Below are 16,267 nucleotides of genomic sequence, written 5' to 3'. Positions count from 1 at the left end.
TGAGGCGGACCTGGAGGTCCGCGGTCCGGCAAGACTTACGCTCTTGCTTTCACCAGGGACCAGCCGAGCTCGGCCAGCACGCGGGCGCGGTCGCCGTAGCCCTTCGCCGTCTCCGACGAGGCGTTGCCGTCGAGGCCGCGCTTGTAGACGCCCTGCACGATGGCGGCGAGGCGGAACAGCGAGAAGGCGACGTAGAAGTCCCAGTCGGCAATCTCCTGGCGGCCGGTGCGCCGCGCGTAGGCCGCGACGTAGTCCTTCTCGCTCGGGATGCCGAACCCCGCGAGGTCCATGCCGGCATAGCCCTCGGACGCGCCGAAGCCTTCGCCGAAATGCCAGATCATGCAGTTGTAGCCGAGGTCGGCCAGCGGATGGCCGAGCGTCGACAGCTCCCAGTCGAGCACCGCGATGACGCGCGGCTCGGTCGGATGCACGATGGTGTTGCCCAGCCGGTAGTCACCGTGGTTGATCCGCGTCTCGTCGCCCGGCGGGATGTGCGCCGGCAACCAGCTCTTGAGGTTCTCCATCGCCGCGATGTCGTGCGTGCGGGAAAGATCGTACTGGCTCGACCAGCGCGCGATCTGGCGCTGGATGTACTGGCCCTCGCGGCCGTAGTCGCCGAGGCCGGCGGCCTTGTAGTCGACGTTGTGGATGCGCGCGAGGACGTCGTTCATCGAATCGAAGATCTTGCCGCGGTCGGCCGGCGAGATGCCGGGCATCTTCGGATCGGCGAGGATGCGGCCCGGCAGGAATTCCATGATGTAGAAGGCGGTGCCGATCACCGCGTCGTCCTGGCACAGCGCATAGGGCTTCGGCACCGGCACGTCGGAATGGTCCGACAGCGCCTTGATCACGCGGTACTCGCGATCGACCTGGTGTGCCGACGGCAGCAGCTTGCCCGGCGGCTTCTTGCGCAGCACGTACATGCGGCCGCCGGCGTCCGTCAGGTGGAACGTCGGATTGCTCTGTCCGCCTTCGAATTGGAGGACGCGCAGGGGCGCACGGAAGCCTTCGACATTCGCCTTCATGTAGTCGGCGAGGCGTGCTTCGTCGAAGACGTGGGCGGCGCGGACGGGAGTGAGGTTCTCGGGCAATTCGGACATCGGCGTGGCGGCGTTGTGACCTTTCAGGGACGTGAAGGTTCTAGCGCTGTGCTCACGATTTTTCGAGGGATGTTTGGAGAGAGATGGGCGTAGCGAATCTCAAGACGGGTGATCCGTCGATACACGCCCAGAGGACAATGAATGCCCAAACTTCGCCTCATCCCCTACGCCGTACTGACGGCGGGCGGCCTGCTCGCCGGCGCCGGCGGGGCCTCCGCGCAGTCGATGTGGAGCATCGACCAGCGCGAGGCCGAACAGCAGCAGCGCATTCGCGACGGCATACGCGACGGCTCGCTCAGCCCCAGCGAGGCGCGCCGCCTCGAGCAGGGCGAGCGGCGCATCGAGCGCTACGAACGGAACGCCCGCTCGGACGGAGGCGTCTCGCCGTATGAGCGGCAGCGGCTGGACAACATGCTCGATCGAGAGGGCAGGCAGATCTACCGCGAGCGCCATGACGGCGACGGCCGCATGGGCGACCGCGACGGCTGGGGCCGCAACGGCTGGGGTGATCGTCGAGAGGACCGTCGCGAGGCGTGGAGCGACCGTCGCGAGGATCGCCGTGAGGCGTGGGCCGACCGTCGCGAGGATCGCCGCGAGGCGCGGGACGATCGTCGCGAGGATCGTCGCGACTGGGCCCGCGACCACAACAACGGCACCTGGAATCAGGGTCGCGACCACAACGGCTGGAACCGCGGCGACAACACCGCGTCGAACGGCTGGACTCACAACGGCGGCTGGAACCAGAACGGCAACACTGGCTGGAACCATGCCGGCGGCCAGAACGGCAACGATGGCTGGACCCATAACGGCAGCGGCACCGGTACGACGACCGCCGGCAACGGCTGGAACCACAATGGCGGCGGGAACGGCGGCGGCTGGAACGGCGGCGGCACGACGGCTCCCGGCACGACGCCCGCCACCGGCACGACCGGCGGCACGAACGTGGCGAGCAATACCGGCACGCATTCGTGGGGCAACTGGGGCGGCCAAACCCGCCCCGCGAGCTACACCGCCACGACCACGACGAACACGCGCAGCTCCAGCAACTACACCGCCAGCAACACGGGCGCGCGCAGCTCCGGCGGCGGCCGCAGCTTCGGCAGCAGCCATCGCTAAGATCTCCTCTCGTGTGAAACTGAGGCCCGGCGGCTCCGCGAAGAGTCGCCGGTTTTCTTTGCGGTCAGTTCACCTGGCGCTCGCGCGTGCCCCAGTAGGGCTTGCGCAGCTCGCGCTTCAGGATCTTGCCGGTCGGGTTGCGCGGCAGGACGTCGACGAAGTCGACCGACTTGGGCAGCTTGTAGCCGGCGATGCGCTCGCGCGCCCAGCCGACCAGCTCGGCCGGCGTGACCTCGGCGCCGGGCTTGCGGACGACGACCGCCTTCACGGCTTCGCCCCAGCGCTCATCGGGCACGCCGATCACCGCCACGTCGGCGACGGCGGGATGGCCGAACAGCGCGCTCTCGACCTCGGCCGGATAGATGTTCTCGCCGCCCGACACGATCATGTCCTTCACGCGGTCGTAGATGTAGAGGTAGCCCTTGGCGTCGAGGTAGCCCGCGTCGCCGGTCAGGAACCAGTCGCCCTGGATCGCCCGCGCCGTCGCGTCGGGCAGCTTCCAGTAGCCGCGCATCACCTGGGCCGAGCGCACCGCGATCTCGCCGACCTCACCGGTCGGCCTGTCGGTGCCGTCGTCGCCGACGATGCGCAGCTCGACGCCCTTCTGGGCGTAACCGCAGGACAGCAGTTTCTTCGCGTCGCTGGGATCATGGTCCTCGGCCGGCAACAGGGTGATCGCGCCGGTGGTCTCGGTGAGGCCGTAGACCTGCTGGAAGCCGCAGGGGAAGACCGCCATCGCCTGCTTGAGCAGCTCGACCGGCATCGGTGCCGCGCCATAGACGATCAGGCGCAGGCTCCCGAGGTCGGTCTCGCGGATCTGCGGCGCCTGCAAGAGGAACAGCACCATCGCCGGCACCAGCAGCATGACCTGCAGGCGCTCGCGCTGGATGATCTCGAGGATCTGCGCCGGCACGAACTCGCGCACCACGTGGTTGGTGGCGCCGGCGAACAGCCCGGCGATGCCCCAGCCGGCGCCACCGATATGGAACATCGGCAGGCAGACCAGGTTGGGCACGCCCGGGCCGAGCAGCCAGGTCGCGGTCCACGACGGCAGCAGCGCGCCGAAGTTGGCATTGGTGAGCTCGGCGCCCTTCGGCAGGCCGGTGGTGCCGCTGGTATAGAACTGCACCGCCGTATCGGTCGGCCTGGTCGGCAGGTGCGGGTCGGTCGCCGGCTGGCGGTCGCGCCACGCCTCGAACGACTCCCATTCGGCGTGCGGGCCGAAGGCCACGATCTTTCGCACCCTCGTGAGTTTGTCGCGGATCTGCTCGATCACCGGGAAGTATTCCTCGCCGACGAACAGGATCTCGGCCTCGGCGTCGTTGACGATGTGCAGCATCTCGGGCGGGGCGAGCCGCCAGTTGACCGACACCATCACCGCATTGGCCTTGGCGACGCCGAACAGCAATTCGAAGGAGAGATCGCTCGACTTGTCGAGATGGGCGACGCGGGTCTGCGGCGCGATGCCTGACGCGATCAGCGCATTGGCGACCTGGCTCGCGGTTCGGTCGAGGGCGGCGTAGGAGGTCTTGCGGCCTTCGTAGACGATGGCCGGCGTGTCCGGCTGCTGGCCGCCGTGTCGACGCACGATGTCTGCAAGGCCCGCAATCTCGATGGCCATCCTGTGAGTTTCCCCTGATGTCTTTGGCGTGTAGTGTCCGACGCTGCGTGGGGAAAGTTCAAGAGGCGACGTCCGAAGGGGGAATATGGGCAAGCGGATTCTGGTGACCGGCGGCGCCGGCTTCCTGGGCTCGCATCTGTGCGAGCGGCTGCTGGCGATGGGCCACGACGTGCTGTGCGTCGACAACTATTTCACGGGCAACAAGGACAACATCGCCGCCTGCATGGGCAATCCGCATTTCGAGCTGATGCGGCACGACGTGACCTTCCCGCTCTACGTCGAGGTCGACGAGATCTACAACCTCGCCTGCCCGGCCTCGCCGATCCACTACCAGCACGACCCGGTGCAGACGACCAAGACCAGCGTCCACGGCGCCATCAACATGCTGGGGCTGGCCAAGCGGGTGCGGGCGAAGATCTTCCAGTCCTCGACCAGCGAGGTCTATGGCGACCCGACGGTGCATCCTCAGGTCGAGGGCTATCGCGGCAACGTCAATCCGCTGGGGCCGCGCGCCTGCTACGACGAGGGCAAGCGCTGCGCCGAGACGCTGTTCTTCGACTACCACCGGCAGCACAAGCTCCGCATCAAGGTGGCGCGCATCTTCAACACCTACGGCCCGCGCATGCATCCCAACGACGGCCGCGTGGTCTCGAACTTCATCGTCCAGGCGCTGAAGGGCGAGGACATCACGCTCTACGGCGACGGCATGCAGACGCGCGCCTTCTGCTACGTCGACGACCAACTCGACGGCTGGCTGCGCCTGATGGATCACACGCCGGACGAGTTCACCGGCCCGGTCAACATCGGCAACCCCGTCGAGATCCCGGTCAAGGAGCTTGCCTCGCGCATCGTCAAGATCGTGAACGGCAAGTCGAAGATCGTGCACACGCGGCCGCTGCCGGTCGACGATCCGCTGCAGCGCTGCCCCGACATCACACTGGCGCGCAAGGAGCTCGAGTGGGAGCCCAAGGTCGATCTGGAGACCGGCCTCAGGAAGACGGTCGAGTACTTCGACACCCTGCTGAAGAGCAACCGCGCCGCCGCCGCGATCGGGCGCTAGTCTTGCGCTGGGGGCGCGCCACTCCAGTGGCGCGTTATGGGCCAATGACCCACAAAGGGTGGCATTCCCGCAACTACCTGCCGCATTTCGATTCCCAGGATGTCATCCAGTTCGTCACGTTCCGGCTGGTCGACAGTCTACCGGCTGCCGCATTGGCGCGGCTGCAGGACACTGAGTGTTCCGAAGCTCTGCGTCATGAAATACTGGACCATGGCTGGGGCGCGTGCTGGCTGAGGTCGGAGCCAATCGCACGCCTTGTCGAAGACGCCTTCTTTGCGTTCGATGGAACGCGCTACCGGCTGCATGCGTGGACGATCATGCCGAACCACGTGCACGTCTTGTTCAGCGTCCGGCCGAATCATCCGCTTGGTTCGATCGTCGGCTCGTGGAAGCGGTTCACTGCTCGGAAGGCGAATGGATTGCTCAGGAGATCCGGCGAGTTCTGGCAAACCGAGTATTGGGACCGGTTTATCCGGAACGAAGAGCACTTCGGCAGGACCGAAGAGTACATCGACCAGAATCCGGTCAAGGCCGGGCTCGTGTCAGAGCCTCGACTTTGGCCTTACGGCAGCGCTCGGTTGGAGGCATGACGCGCCACTGGAGTGGCGCGCCCCCAGCATAAGACTACTGAGCGGCGAGTGCCTGCTTGGGCAGGGCGTTGACCACCGAGACCTTGCCGGAGGTCATCTCGTCGTGGATCCACCTGTAGGTCTTCTCCATGCCGTCCTCGAGACGGATGGACGGGGCCCAGTTCATCAGCTTCTTGATCAGCGCGTTGTCGCTGTTGCGGCCGCGCACGCCCTTGGGCGCGTCGAGCTTGTAGGAGCGCTTGAGCTTCACGCCGGCAATCTTCTCGACGATGTCGACCAGGCGGTTGATCGAGACCAGCTCGTCCGAGCCGATGTTCAGCGGCTCGACGATGTCGCTCTGCGCGAGCTTGAGCGTGCCCTCGGTGCAGTCGTCGATGTACATGAACGAGCGGGTCTGCTCGCCGTCGCCCCAGATCTCGATCTCGTGCTTGCCGGAGAGCTTGGCGGCGATGACCTTGCGGCAGATCGCGGCCGGCGCCTTCTCGCGGCCGCCGTCATAAGTGCCCTCGGGGCCGTAGACGTTGTGGTAGCGGGCGACGCGAGTGGCGATGCCGTAATCCTCGCGGTAGTGGCGCGCCATGCGCTCGCTGAACAGCTTCTCCCAGCCGTAGCCGTCCTCCGGGAGGGCGGGGTAGGCGTCCGATTCCTTCAGCGCCGTGACGTTGGCGTCGGTCTGCTTGTCGCCGTTGTAGACGCAGGCCGAGGACGAATAGAAGAACCGCTCGGTGCCGGCTTCCTTGGCGGCGACCAGCATGTGGGTGCTGACCAGCACCGACAGCATGCACTCGGCCTTGTGGGTCTCGATGAAACCCATGCCGCCCATGTCGGCGGCGAGGTTGTAGATCACCTTCGCGCCCTTGGCGGCGGCCCGGCAGGGCTCGAGCAGGGCGAGGTCGCCCACCTGGTTCTCGACGCCGGGATGCTTCTGGTACCACTCGGCGAGCGGCTTCACGTCGACGGCGCGGATCTTCTTGTGGCCGCGCTGCTGCAGAACCTTGACCAGATGGCCGCCGATGAAGCCACCGGCGCCCGTCACGACGACGAGATCATCCTTAGACATGTGTCCTCAAGCCTTTGACTTTTAAGGGTCCCGGGGCGCTCGTTTGCGCGCTTGGGACGGAAGCGTCAACCCGTCGGGGCGGTTTTGTCACGGATAAATTTGCAATTTTGATGAAAGTAACTGGTTTCGGTCAGAATCTTCCCCTATAGCCACCGCGAATTGGCCTAGGTTCGGCTCGTCTCCCGGGGGGTCTCTTGCGCGTCTTGGTTGCCGGCGGCGCCGGCTACATCGGTTCGCACACCTGCAAGGTGCTGGCCGCGGCGGGCCATACCCCGGTCGTGTTCGACAACCTGCAGACCGGCCACGACTGGGCGGCCAAGTGGGGCCCGCTCGAGCGGGGCGACATCAACGATCCCGAGGCGCTCGGCGCTGTGCTGGCCCGCCACAAGCCCGAGGCGGTGATCAACTTTGCAGCACTCGCCTATGTCGGCGAGTCCAGCCGCGAGCCGACCCGCTACTACCGCACCAATGTCGGCGGCCTGCTGACCCTGATCGAGACCATGCGCACGGCCGGGGTGGGCAAGATGGTGTTCTCCTCGAGCTGCGCCACCTACGGCGTGCCGGACACGCTGCCGATCGTCGAGGGCATGCGCCAGGACCCGATCAATCCCTACGGCCGCACCAAGCTGATGGGCGAGCAGGTGCTGCGCGACGCCTGCGCGGCGCACGGCCTCGCCGCCGTGGCGCTGCGCTATTTCAATGCCGCCGGCGCCGACGCCGACGGCGAGACCGGCGAGGAGCACGAGCCCGAGACCCACCTGATCCCGCTGGTTCTGCAGGCCGCCTACGGCACGCGGCCGCACATCGCCGTGTTCGGCACCGACTACGACACGCCGGACGGCACCTGCATCCGCGACTACGTGCATGTGACCGATCTCGCCAACGCCCACGTCGCGGCGCTCGGCATCTGCCGCGAAGGCGCGTTCGCCGCCTACAATCTCGGCGCCGGCAAGGGCAGCAGCATCGAGGAGGTGATCGCCCGGGCGCGCGAGATCACCCAGCGCCGCATCGCCGTGAAGGCCGGGGCGCGTCGTCCCGGCGATCCGCCGGTGCTGGTCGCCGATCCGTCGGCCGCCCAGAAGGCGCTGGGCTGGACGCCGCAGCATTCGAGCCTCGACACCATGATCGAGACGGCGTGGCGCTGGATGACGGAGCATCGGTCGCGCGCGATGCGCAAGGCGGCCTGACGCGGCCATGCAGTTCCTCGACGGCGTCACGCCGCTGATCATCACCTTCAACGAGACGGCCAACATCGAGCGCACCCTGGCGCCGCTCGGCTGGGCGCGTCGCATCGTGGTGATCGACAGCGGCAGCACCGACGGCACGCTCGAGATCCTGGCGAAGGACCCGCGCATCGTGGTCCATCACCGGCCGTTCGACAGCTTCGCCGATCAATGCAACTTCGGCCTGACCAAGATCGAGACCGATTGGGTGCTGTCGCTCGATGCCGATTACGAGCTCAGCCCCGCCCTGGTCGAGGAGCTGAAGAGCCTGTGGCCGGCCGACACCTGCGCCGGCCTCCGCGCCGCCTTCGTCTATCGCATCTACGGGCGACCCTTGCGCGGCTCGCTCTATCCGCCGCGTACCGTGCTCTACCGGGTCAAGAGCGGCCAGTACGCCAACGAGGGGCACGGCCATCGCGTGCGCATCGCCGGCGGCGACGTGGCGGCGCTGCGCGATCCGATCTACCACGACGACCGCAAGCCGTTGTTGCGCTGGCTGCAATCGCAGCTCAAGTACGCGGCGCGCGAAGCCGCGCACCTGCTCGCGATGCCGCGCGATGAGATGAGCCGCGCCGACCGGGTGCGGGCGATGGGCTGGCCGGCGCCGATCCTGGTCTTTCTCTACGTGCTCTTCGCGAAGGGCGCGGTGCTCGACGGGCCGGCCGGCTGGTACTATGCGTTCCAGCGGCTGCTCGCCGAGGTGTTGCTCGCGTTGGAACTGCTCGATAGGCGACTGAAATCATGACGTATGTTCTCGGCCTCAATGCCTATCACGCCGACGCCGCGGCCTGCCTGGTGAAGGACGGCGACCTCGTCGCCGCGGTCGAGGAGGAGCGCTTCCGCCGCATCAAGCACTGGGGCGGCTTCCCCAGCGAATCGATCCGCTACTGCCTGCAGGAGGCCGGCATCTCGCTGGCCGACGTGTCCCACGTCGCGGTCAACAGCGACAATGCGGCCAACCGCTGGCGCAAACTCGCCTATGTGCTCACCGCAGGCGTCAGCCCGAGCTACGTCCTGAAGCGCCTGCACCATCGCGGCGACCGTGCCGACGTCGCCGGCAACCTGCAACGCACGCTGCCGGACGAGAAATTCACCGGCGAGGTGCATGCCGTCGAGCATCACCTCTGCCACCTTGCGTCCGCCTTCCTCGTGTCGCCCTACGACAAGGCGGTCGCCGTGTCGGTCGACGGCTTCGGCGATTTCTCCTCGGCGGCATGGGGGCTGGGCGAGGGCGGCAGGCTTGGCGTCGAGGGCCGGGTCTACTTCCCGCATTCGCTCGGCGTGTTCTACGAGGCGATGACCCAGTTCATCGGCTTCCCGCACTACGGCGACGAGTACAAGGTGATGGGGCTGGCGCCTTACGGCGAGCCGACGCTGGTCGACAAGATGCAGGAGATCGTGCGGCTCAGGGACGACGGCAGCTTCGCGCTCAACCTGCGCTACTTCCGCCACGCCTCGGGCGAGGGCGCCAACTACCAGGTGAAGGAAGGCATCCCGTCGGGCGGCCGGCTGTGGAGCGACGCGCTCGGCGCGCTGCTCGGCCCGGCGCGCGACCCTGCGGCGGCGCTCGAGGACCATCATCGCAACATCGCGCGCTCGGCCCAGGTCACCTACGAGAACGCCTTCTTCAACCTGCTGACGGCGCTGCACAAGCGCTACCAGACCGATGCCGTCGTGATCGCCGGCGGCTGCGCCTACAACTCGGTCGCCAACGGCAAGATCCTCGAACGCACGCCGTTCAGGCATGTCTATGTCCAGTCGGCGGGCGGCGATGCCGGCGGCTCGATCGGCGCCGCCTTCGCGACCTGGCACAAGGTCGAGGGCGCCAGGGCCAAGCGCCACTTCGTGATGGACCATGCCTACTGGGGTCCGTCGGCGACTCCGGAGCAGATCGCCGTGGCGATCGCCAGGCGGCGCGACGACTTCGACGCGGCGGGTTGCAAGATGATGCGCATCGCCGACGAGGCGACCTTGTGCAAGCGCACCGCTGCGGCGATCGCCGAGGGCAAGGTGATCGGCTGGTTCCAGGGCCGCCTCGAATGGGGCCCGCGCGCGCTCGGCAACCGCTCGATCCTGGGCGATCCGCGCCGCGCCGACATGAAGGACATCCTCAACCTCAAGATCAAGCGGCGCGAATCGTTCCGGCCGTTCGCGCCCTCGATCCTGCGCGAGGCGGTGAAGGACTGGTTCGAGACCGACGACGACGTGCCCTTCATGATGCAGGTCTTCAGGATCAAGGCCGACAAGCGCAAGGAGATCCCGGCGGTCACCCATGTCGACGGCTCGGGCCGCCTGCAGACGGTCACTTGGGCGGGCAATCCGCGCTATGCCCGGCTGATCCAGACCTTCGGCGAGATCACCGGCGTGCCGATCGTCCTCAACACCAGCTTCAACGAGAACGAGCCCGTGGTGTGCAAGCCCGAGGAAGCGATCGACTGCTTCCTGCGCACCAGGATGGACGTCCTCGTGCTGGGCGACACCTTCATCGAGAGATGATCGTCACCGTCAACGGCACGCGGCACGCGGTCGACGTCCCGGCCGACAAGCCGCTGCTGTGGGTGCTGCGCGAGGACCTCGACATCACCGGGCCGAAGTTCGGCTGCGGCGTCGCGGCCTGCGGCGCCTGCACCGTCCATCTCGACGGCGCGGCCGTGCGCTCCTGCTCGCTGCCGGCGAGCGCTGCGGCGGACAAGGCGGTGGTCACCATCGAAGGATTGGGCGCGGGGCAACTCCATCCGGTGCAGCGCGCCTGGATCGAGGAGCAGGTGCCCCAGTGCGGCTACTGCCAGCCGGGCTTCATCATGGCGACGGCGGCGCTGCTCAAGGCCAAGCCCAAGCCGACCGACAAGGAGATCGACGACGCGCTGACCAACATCTGCCGCTGCGGCACCTACGGCGCGTTGCGCCGCGCCGTGCACCGCGCGGCGGCGCTGATGGGCGGCCCATGAGAGGGCAGTCGTGAAGCTCGGCCGCCGCACGGCGATCGTCGGCGGCGTGTTGGGCGCGGGCTTCGTCGGCGTCGGCTGGTGGTTCGCGAACGAGCGCGATCGGCTGGGCGACCGCAGCCTGTTCAACGTGAAGCCCGGCGAGGCGGGCCTCAACGGCTGGGTGAAGATCGCGAAGGACGACGCCGTGATCGTCGCGGTGCCGCGCGCCGAGATGGGGCAGGGCGTGCACACCGCGCTCGCCATGCTGGTCGCCGAGGAGATGGAGGCGCGCTGGGACCAGGTCCGCGTCGAGGACCCGCCCGAGCACGTCGTCTACCGCAATGTCGAGATCCTGATCGACGGCCTGCCGTTCTCGCCTGAGGAGACGGGCTCCGTGGTCGACATGGCGCACTGGGCGGCCGGCAAGCTGGGCGGCGTGCTGGGCGTCTCGGCGACCGGCGGCTCGACCACGGTGCGCGACGCCTGGACGCCGATGCGCACCGCGGGCGCCATCGCCCGCGAGCTGCTGCTGATGGCGGCGGCCCTCAAGTCGGGCGTGCCGGTGGCCGGGCTGGTCGCGGCCGACGGCGCGGTCCGCCGGCGCGACGGCGGCGTCGTCGCGCGCTTCGGCGAGCTGGTCGACCATGTCGGCGACCTCGGGCTGATGGTGCCGCCGCCGCTCAAGCCAGCGGCGCAGTTCAAGCTGATCGGCAAGCCGCAGACCCGGCTCGACATCCCGGCCAAGGTCGTGGGCGCGGCGACCTTCGGCATCGACGTGCGCCGGCCGGGCCAGCTCTACGCCGCAGTGCGCCACGCGCCGACCTTCGGCGGCGAGGTCGCGGGCTTCGCGCTCAAGGGCGTCAGTAAGCCACCCTCAAAGCCCAAGGGCATCGAGGAGATCGTGATCGTGCCCGGCGGCCTGGCGGCGGTCGGCACGAGCTGGTGGCAGGCCCAGCGCTTCCTCGACGACGGCGTCGACATCACCTGGCGCGACGGGCCCGAGCCCAAGCTCGACAGCGCGACCTTGTGGAAGCGCTACGAAGGCCTGCTCGACACGGCCGCGCCGGCGCTGACACGCACGCTCGGCAGTGCGCCCGCGGCACCGGCCGGACAGAAGCTGGAGGCGGTCTATCGCGCGCCCTACCTCGCCCACACGCCGATGGAGCCGATGAACTGCACGGCGCTGTTCACCGGCGCGCTCGAGCTCTGGATGCCCAACCAGTCGCCGACCCTGGTGCGGCTCGCTGCCGCCCGCGCCGCCGGCCTCGCGCAGGAACACGTCACGGTGCACACCACCTTCCTCGGCGGCGGCTTCGGCCGGCGTGCCGAGGTCGATGTGGCTCGCGAGGCCGTGGCCTGCGCCCTGCAGCTGCCGGGCAAGCCGGTGCAGGTCCTGTGGTCGCGCGAGGAGGACATCCGCCACGACATGTATCGGCCGATGGCTTTGGCGCGCTGGACGGCAACCTTCGACAAGGGCCTGGCCACGGTGATCAAGCGGCAGGTCGGGCAGTCGCCGACCGACCAGTTCGGCAAGCGCGCGGTCGGCCTGCCGGGTCAGGGCAAGCCCGAGGGCAATGCGGTCGAGAACCCGCCCTATGCCTTCCCCTACTACAAGCTCGAGGCGATCGTGCCCGACGGCGTGGTGCCGGTCGGCTTCTGGCGCTCGGTCGGCCATTCGCACACGGCGTTCTTCGACGAATGCTTCCTCGACGAGATTGCCCTGCACCTGAAGCAGGATCCGTTCGCGTTCCGCCGCACGCTGCTGGCCGGCAAGCCGCGTCATCTGAAGGTGCTGGAGACGGCGGCGCGGGAAGCGGGCTGGGGCGCGAAGCTGCCGGCCGGGTCGGGGCGCGGCATCGCGCTGCGCGCCTCGTTCGGCTCGATCGTGGCCCAGGTCGCCGAGGTCGAGGTCGCCGATCGCACGCTGCGGGTGAAGCGGGTGACCTGCGCGATCGACTGCGGCCCGGTGGTCAATCCCGCGATCGTGCGGGCGCAGATGGAGAGCGGCATCGTCTACGGCCTGTCGGCGGCGCTCTATGGCGAGATCACCCTGAAGGACGGCGCGGTCGAGCAGTCCAACTTCACGGACTACGACGCCGTCCGCCTCGCCGATGCGCCGGCGATGGCCGTGCACATCGTCGACAGCGGCGCGGCGGAGCTCGGTGGTGTCGGCGAGCCGGGCACGCCACCGATCGCCCCGGCGGTCGCCAACGCGGTATTCGCCGCGACGGGCCGTCGGCTGCGTAGCCTGCCGCTCAGGCTCGCTTAGTTCCGGCGGCGTCCGGCCGGACACCGGCCGGACGCCGGACACCTCCGATGCCGATTCCATAAGGATTTGAGCCGAGAATCCGGAATCCGGCGCCACCCCCTCGGCCGGACGCTTCCGGACGGTCCGGACGCGCCGGACGAGAGATTGCAAATTCTTCAGCGCGGCATCGTGCGGCGCCAGCGCAGCGTGTCCTCGATCTGCTGGGAGAGATCGCGCGTCGGCCGCCAGCCGAGCTCGCGGCCGGCCTTGGCGATGTCGCCGACCAGACGCGGCGAATCGCCGGCGCGACGCGGGCCGACCTGGTGCGGCACCGGACGGCGGGCGATGCGGGCGGTCTCGGCGATCGCCTGGCGCACGCTGTAGCCCGAGCCGCTGCCGAGGTTGAAGGCCTCGTGCCGGCCGTCGGCGGACTGCCCGCGCAGCCACTGCAGGGCGCGGACATGGGCGTCGGCGAGGTCGCCGACATGGATGAAGTCGCGCACGCAGGAGCCGTCCTCGGTCGGATAGTCGGTGCCGAGCAGGGTGAGCGGCGGCGCCAGGCCGAGCGCGGCATCGACGGCGAGCGGCAGCAGATGCGTTTCGGGCGCATGCGCCTCGCCGATACAGCCGCCGGGATCGGCGCCGGCGGCGTTGAAGTAGCGCAGCGAAGCCGCGCGCAGGCCGCGCGCCGCGGCCCCGCCGAGGGCGACCTCGACCCGCGCCTTCGATTCGGCATAGGGGCTGAGCGGCGCGATCCGGTGCGTCTCGGCCAGCAGCGCCGACTGCGGCACGCCGTAGACCGCACAGGTGCTGGAGAAGACGAAGGCCTCGACGGCGTGGCGTAGCGCGGCATCGATCAGCGCGGCGGTCTTGGTGCTGTTGTTGTGCAGATAGCGCTCGGGCTCGCGCACCGATTCGCCGACCTCGATGTAGCCCGCCAGGTGTATGATGGCGCGCGGCCGGTGGCGGGCGAACACCTCGTCGAGCCGCTCGCCGTCGCCGATGTCGCCGCGCTCCAGCGGGCCCCAGCGCACCGCCCAGCGATGGCCTTTTTCCAGTGTATCGTAGCACACCGGCGTAACCCCCTGCTCGGCGAGCGCCTTGCAGACATGGCTGCCGATATAGCCGGCGCCGCCGGTGACGAGAACTTGTTGGGGCATGGACGTTATATAGGCGGGCTCGACCGGGCGCGGCCGTGGCCTTGCTGGGACCTATCGATCGATTGAGGCCGGACATGATGCTTTGGGGGAGGCTCGCGAGACTGTGGCGCCGCTGGCGCCATCCGAAGTCGGCCGGTGAGCCGGCGGCACTGCGCCTGTTCTTCGCACCGCAGGCACCGTGGCCGGCGTGGCATCCGACCAAGGGGCCCGACGGCGCGACGATGCTGCAGATCGTGGTCGAGCTCGAGGCCGCCAACCGGACCGAACGCGACATCCGCATCGTGCGCGCCCGGCTGCGCGATCATCCGGCCGAGCAGACGGTGTTCACCGTGGGCTCGCGGCGCGGCGGCAAGTTCAACAAGGACTTTCCGGTGCGCCCGCACACCCGGGCGCACATCATCGCGATGTTCTTCGTGAAAGGCCGGCGCTATGCGCCCGGCCAGGCCTTCAGCGACGTCATCATCCTGGGCGACGACGAGGGCAACGAGCACCGGCTGAAGATCGGCGTGCGCGGGCGGTAGCGACCAGTAACGCCCCTGTCATCCCGAGCGGAGCGAGGGATCTTTCCCTTTTCCCGAAGGATCCCTCGCTGCGCTCGGGATGACACCCGTCAGACGTCCCACGGTTCCCACACGCGTGGGAAGCCTCCGATGCGTCCGGCGGGAGGATGGTGCCGGGTGAGGGATTTGAACCCCCGACCTTCGGTTTACAAAACCGCTGCACTACCGCTGTGCTAACCCGGCCGGCTCACTTCTATTTAACAGGCTTCGCCTGCCGCGCCCACTCGTAGGCCGCGACGGCGGCCGCGTTTGAGACGTTGAGCGCGGCGAGCGCGGCCTGTGTCGGGATCGTCACAAGGCGGTCGCACTTCTCGGCGGTCAGCCGGCGCAAGCCTTCGCCTTCGGCGCCGAGCACGATGCAGACGCGGCCCTTGAGGTCGAGCATGTCGATCGCGGCGTCGCCGCGCTCGTCGAGGCCGTAGAGCCAGAAGCCGGCCTCCTTCAACTGCTCGAGCGTGCGCGCGAGGTTCACGGCGCGCACCAGTGGCACGATCTCCAGCCCGCCCGACGCTGCCTTGGCCAGCACGCCGGTGTCGGCCGGCGCATGGCGCTCGGTCACGATCACGCCGGCCGCGCCGAACGCGGCGGCAGTGCGCAGGATGGCGCCGACATTGTGCGGGTCGGTCACCTGGTCGAGCGCCAGCACCAGCGCATCGTCGCCGCAGCGGGCCAGCACATCCTCCAGCACCGGCTCCTCGAGCGGCGCCGCCAGGACGGCCAGTCCCTGATGCACGGCGCCGGCCGGTAGCCGCTGCGCCAGCTCCTCGCGGGAGAGGGTCTGCAGGTTCCGGCCGGCAAATTCCTTGGCGTGGCGCTCGGCCACGTCCTTGGTCGCCAGCAGGCGCTCGATCCGCCGCTCGGGATTGGCCAGCGCAGCCAGCACCGGATGCCGGCCGTACAGCCAGACGGCCTGGTGGCCGCCCCTGGGCGTGCTACGGGGAGCATTGCGCGGCGCGTTACGCGACGGTTTGGCGGGACGGTGCTGGTGTGGGCGCATTTATGGGCGTTGTAACGGGATTTGGCGCTTGACGTAACTCATTGGATTTGCGAGCAACGCCCGCCCGTAAGGACGGGCTGAACAGGTCAAACTCGCGCTGCGTGCCGCAGGTTCGGAGGGGTGGCCGAGCGGTCAATGGCAGCAGACTGTAAATCTGCCGACTTCGCGTCTACGAAGGTTCGAATCCTTCCCCCTCCACCAGCGGCTCAGCAGCGTGCGAGTGTGGCTCTGTTCAGGAGTTGCGGGTGTAGCTCAATGGTAGAGCAGAAGCCTTCCAAGCTTACGACGAGGGTTCGATTCCCTTCACCCGCTCCAGTTTGAAGGCCCCGTTAGGGCCAGATTTGAGGCATCGAGGGTCGTGACACCATGACGAAGGCGAAATTCGAGCGGAACAAGCCGCACTGCAACATCGGGACGATCGGGCACGTTGATCATGGCAAGACGTCGCTGACGGCAGCGATCACGAAGATCCTGGCGAAGACGGGCGGAGCGACGTTCACGGCGTACGACCAGATCGACAAGGCGCCGGAGGAGCGCGAGCGCGGCATCACGATCTCGACGGCGCATGTCGAGTACGAGACCAAGAACCGGCATTACGCGCACGT

At 68.3% G+C, this 16,267-nt stretch carries 15 protein-coding genes and 3 tRNA genes; 12 read left to right on the top strand and 6 right to left on the bottom strand.

Annotation, left to right across the window (positions count from 1 at the left end; all coding sequences use genetic code 11):
• Positions 1–35 precede the first annotated feature (35 nt).
• Positions 36–1,100: a phosphotransferase gene (locus J0J01_RS22345; RefSeq protein ID WP_296384714.1), complete on the bottom strand. Its 1,065-nt coding sequence runs from the start codon at positions 1,098–1,100 to the stop codon at positions 36–38.
• A gap of 141 nt (positions 1,101–1,241) precedes the next feature.
• Between J0J01_RS22345 and J0J01_RS22340 the strand changes: the two genes are divergently transcribed.
• The gene (locus tag J0J01_RS22340; RefSeq protein WP_296384712.1) at positions 1,242–2,216 is read left to right on the top strand and encodes a hypothetical protein; all 975 of its coding nucleotides are present in this window, start codon (positions 1,242–1,244) and stop codon (positions 2,214–2,216) included.
• Positions 2,217–2,280: 64 nt separating this feature from the next.
• On the opposite strand, the gene J0J01_RS22335 is transcribed toward J0J01_RS22340, so the two are convergent.
• On the bottom strand, positions 2,281–3,837 hold the full coding sequence (locus J0J01_RS22335) for a long-chain-fatty-acid--CoA ligase (protein ID WP_296384710.1): 1,557 nt from the start codon (positions 3,835–3,837) through the stop codon (positions 2,281–2,283).
• 85 nt (positions 3,838–3,922) lie between these two features.
• Here J0J01_RS22335 and J0J01_RS22330 point away from each other — a divergent pair, with 85 nt between their 5' ends.
• Both J0J01_RS22330 and J0J01_RS22325 read left to right on the top strand, forming a co-directional pair.
• Positions 3,923–4,897: a UDP-glucuronic acid decarboxylase family protein gene (locus tag J0J01_RS22330; protein WP_296384708.1), complete on the top strand. Its 975-nt coding sequence runs from the start codon at positions 3,923–3,925 to the stop codon at positions 4,895–4,897.
• A 44-nt stretch (positions 4,898–4,941) separates the two neighbouring features.
• Positions 4,942–5,487 carry a transposase gene (locus tag J0J01_RS22325; protein WP_296384706.1) on the top strand — a complete coding sequence of 182 codons (546 nt, stop codon included), beginning with the start codon at positions 4,942–4,944 and terminating at the stop codon, positions 5,485–5,487.
• Positions 5,488–5,521: 34 nt separating this feature from the next.
• On the opposite strand, the gene J0J01_RS22320 is transcribed toward J0J01_RS22325, so the two are convergent.
• On the bottom strand, positions 5,522–6,547 hold the full coding sequence (locus tag J0J01_RS22320) for an NAD-dependent epimerase/dehydratase family protein (RefSeq protein ID WP_296384703.1): 1,026 nt from the start codon (positions 6,545–6,547) through the stop codon (positions 5,522–5,524).
• 194 nt (positions 6,548–6,741) lie between these two features.
• On the opposite strand from J0J01_RS22320, the gene galE (J0J01_RS22315) reads away from it, so the two are divergent.
• Genes galE (J0J01_RS22315) through J0J01_RS22295 form a run of 5 tightly spaced genes read left to right on the top strand, consistent with a single transcriptional unit; the run spans position 6,742 to position 12,966 of the window.
• The gene (gene galE, locus J0J01_RS22315; protein ID WP_296384702.1) at positions 6,742–7,734 is read left to right on the top strand and encodes a UDP-glucose 4-epimerase GalE; all 993 of its coding nucleotides are present in this window, start codon (positions 6,742–6,744) and stop codon (positions 7,732–7,734) included.
• Positions 7,735–7,741: 7 nt separating this feature from the next.
• On the top strand, positions 7,742–8,515 hold the full coding sequence (locus J0J01_RS22310) for a glycosyltransferase family 2 protein (protein ID WP_296384699.1): 774 nt from the start codon (positions 7,742–7,744) through the stop codon (positions 8,513–8,515).
• Positions 8,512–10,266 (top strand): carbamoyltransferase C-terminal domain-containing protein, encoded by a 1,755-nt coding sequence (locus J0J01_RS22305; RefSeq protein WP_296384697.1) that lies wholly within the window; start codon positions 8,512–8,514, stop codon positions 10,264–10,266. The genes J0J01_RS22310 and J0J01_RS22305 overlap by 4 nt, the downstream gene beginning before the upstream one ends.
• Positions 10,263–10,718, top strand: a complete 456-nt coding sequence (locus tag J0J01_RS22300) for a (2Fe-2S)-binding protein (RefSeq protein ID WP_296384696.1) — start codon at positions 10,263–10,265, stop codon at positions 10,716–10,718. The genes J0J01_RS22305 and J0J01_RS22300 overlap by 4 nt, the downstream gene beginning before the upstream one ends.
• Positions 10,719–10,728: 10 nt before the next feature.
• Positions 10,729–12,966: a molybdopterin cofactor-binding domain-containing protein gene (locus J0J01_RS22295; protein ID WP_296384694.1), complete on the top strand. Its 2,238-nt coding sequence runs from the start codon at positions 10,729–10,731 to the stop codon at positions 12,964–12,966.
• Between the two features lie 155 nt (positions 12,967–13,121).
• On the opposite strand, the gene galE (J0J01_RS22290) is transcribed toward J0J01_RS22295, so the two are convergent.
• The gene (galE, locus tag J0J01_RS22290; protein WP_296384692.1) at positions 13,122–14,105 is read right to left on the bottom strand and encodes a UDP-glucose 4-epimerase GalE; all 984 of its coding nucleotides are present in this window, start codon (positions 14,103–14,105) and stop codon (positions 13,122–13,124) included.
• 74 nt (positions 14,106–14,179) lie between these two features.
• On the opposite strand from galE (J0J01_RS22290), the gene J0J01_RS22285 reads away from it, so the two are divergent.
• Positions 14,180–14,626, top strand: a complete 447-nt coding sequence (locus tag J0J01_RS22285; RefSeq protein ID WP_296384691.1) for a hypothetical protein — start codon at positions 14,180–14,182, stop codon at positions 14,624–14,626.
• Positions 14,627–14,773: 147 nt separating this feature from the next.
• Here J0J01_RS22285 and J0J01_RS22280 read toward each other — a convergent pair.
• Positions 14,774–14,848, bottom strand: a tRNA-Thr gene (locus tag J0J01_RS22280).
• 10 nt (positions 14,849–14,858) lie between these two features.
• The gene (gene rlmB / locus J0J01_RS22275) at positions 14,859–15,662 is read right to left on the bottom strand and encodes a 23S rRNA (guanosine(2251)-2'-O)-methyltransferase RlmB (protein ID WP_296384689.1); all 804 of its coding nucleotides are present in this window, start codon (positions 15,660–15,662) and stop codon (positions 14,859–14,861) included.
• Positions 15,663–15,776: 114 nt separating this feature from the next.
• Between rlmB and J0J01_RS22270 the strand changes: the two genes are divergently transcribed.
• From J0J01_RS22270 to J0J01_RS22260, 3 genes are all read left to right on the top strand, one after another.
• Positions 15,777–15,863 (top strand) — tRNA-Tyr (locus J0J01_RS22270).
• 40 nt (positions 15,864–15,903) lie between these two features.
• Positions 15,904–15,977: transfer RNA gene (locus J0J01_RS22265), tRNA-Gly, on the top strand.
• Between the two features lie 51 nt (positions 15,978–16,028).
• Positions 16,029–16,267, top strand: a 239-nt coding sequence (locus J0J01_RS22260; RefSeq protein ID WP_296384688.1) for a GTP-binding protein, incomplete at its 3' end; no start/stop codon positions are given.

Source organism: Reyranella sp. (assembly GCF_017305915.1).
In the GTDB taxonomy this organism is placed as follows: Bacteria; Pseudomonadota; Alphaproteobacteria; order Reyranellales; family Reyranellaceae; genus Reyranella.
Note: the sequence above shows the minus strand (reverse complement) of the source record. Positions and strands in the feature narration are given on the sequence as shown.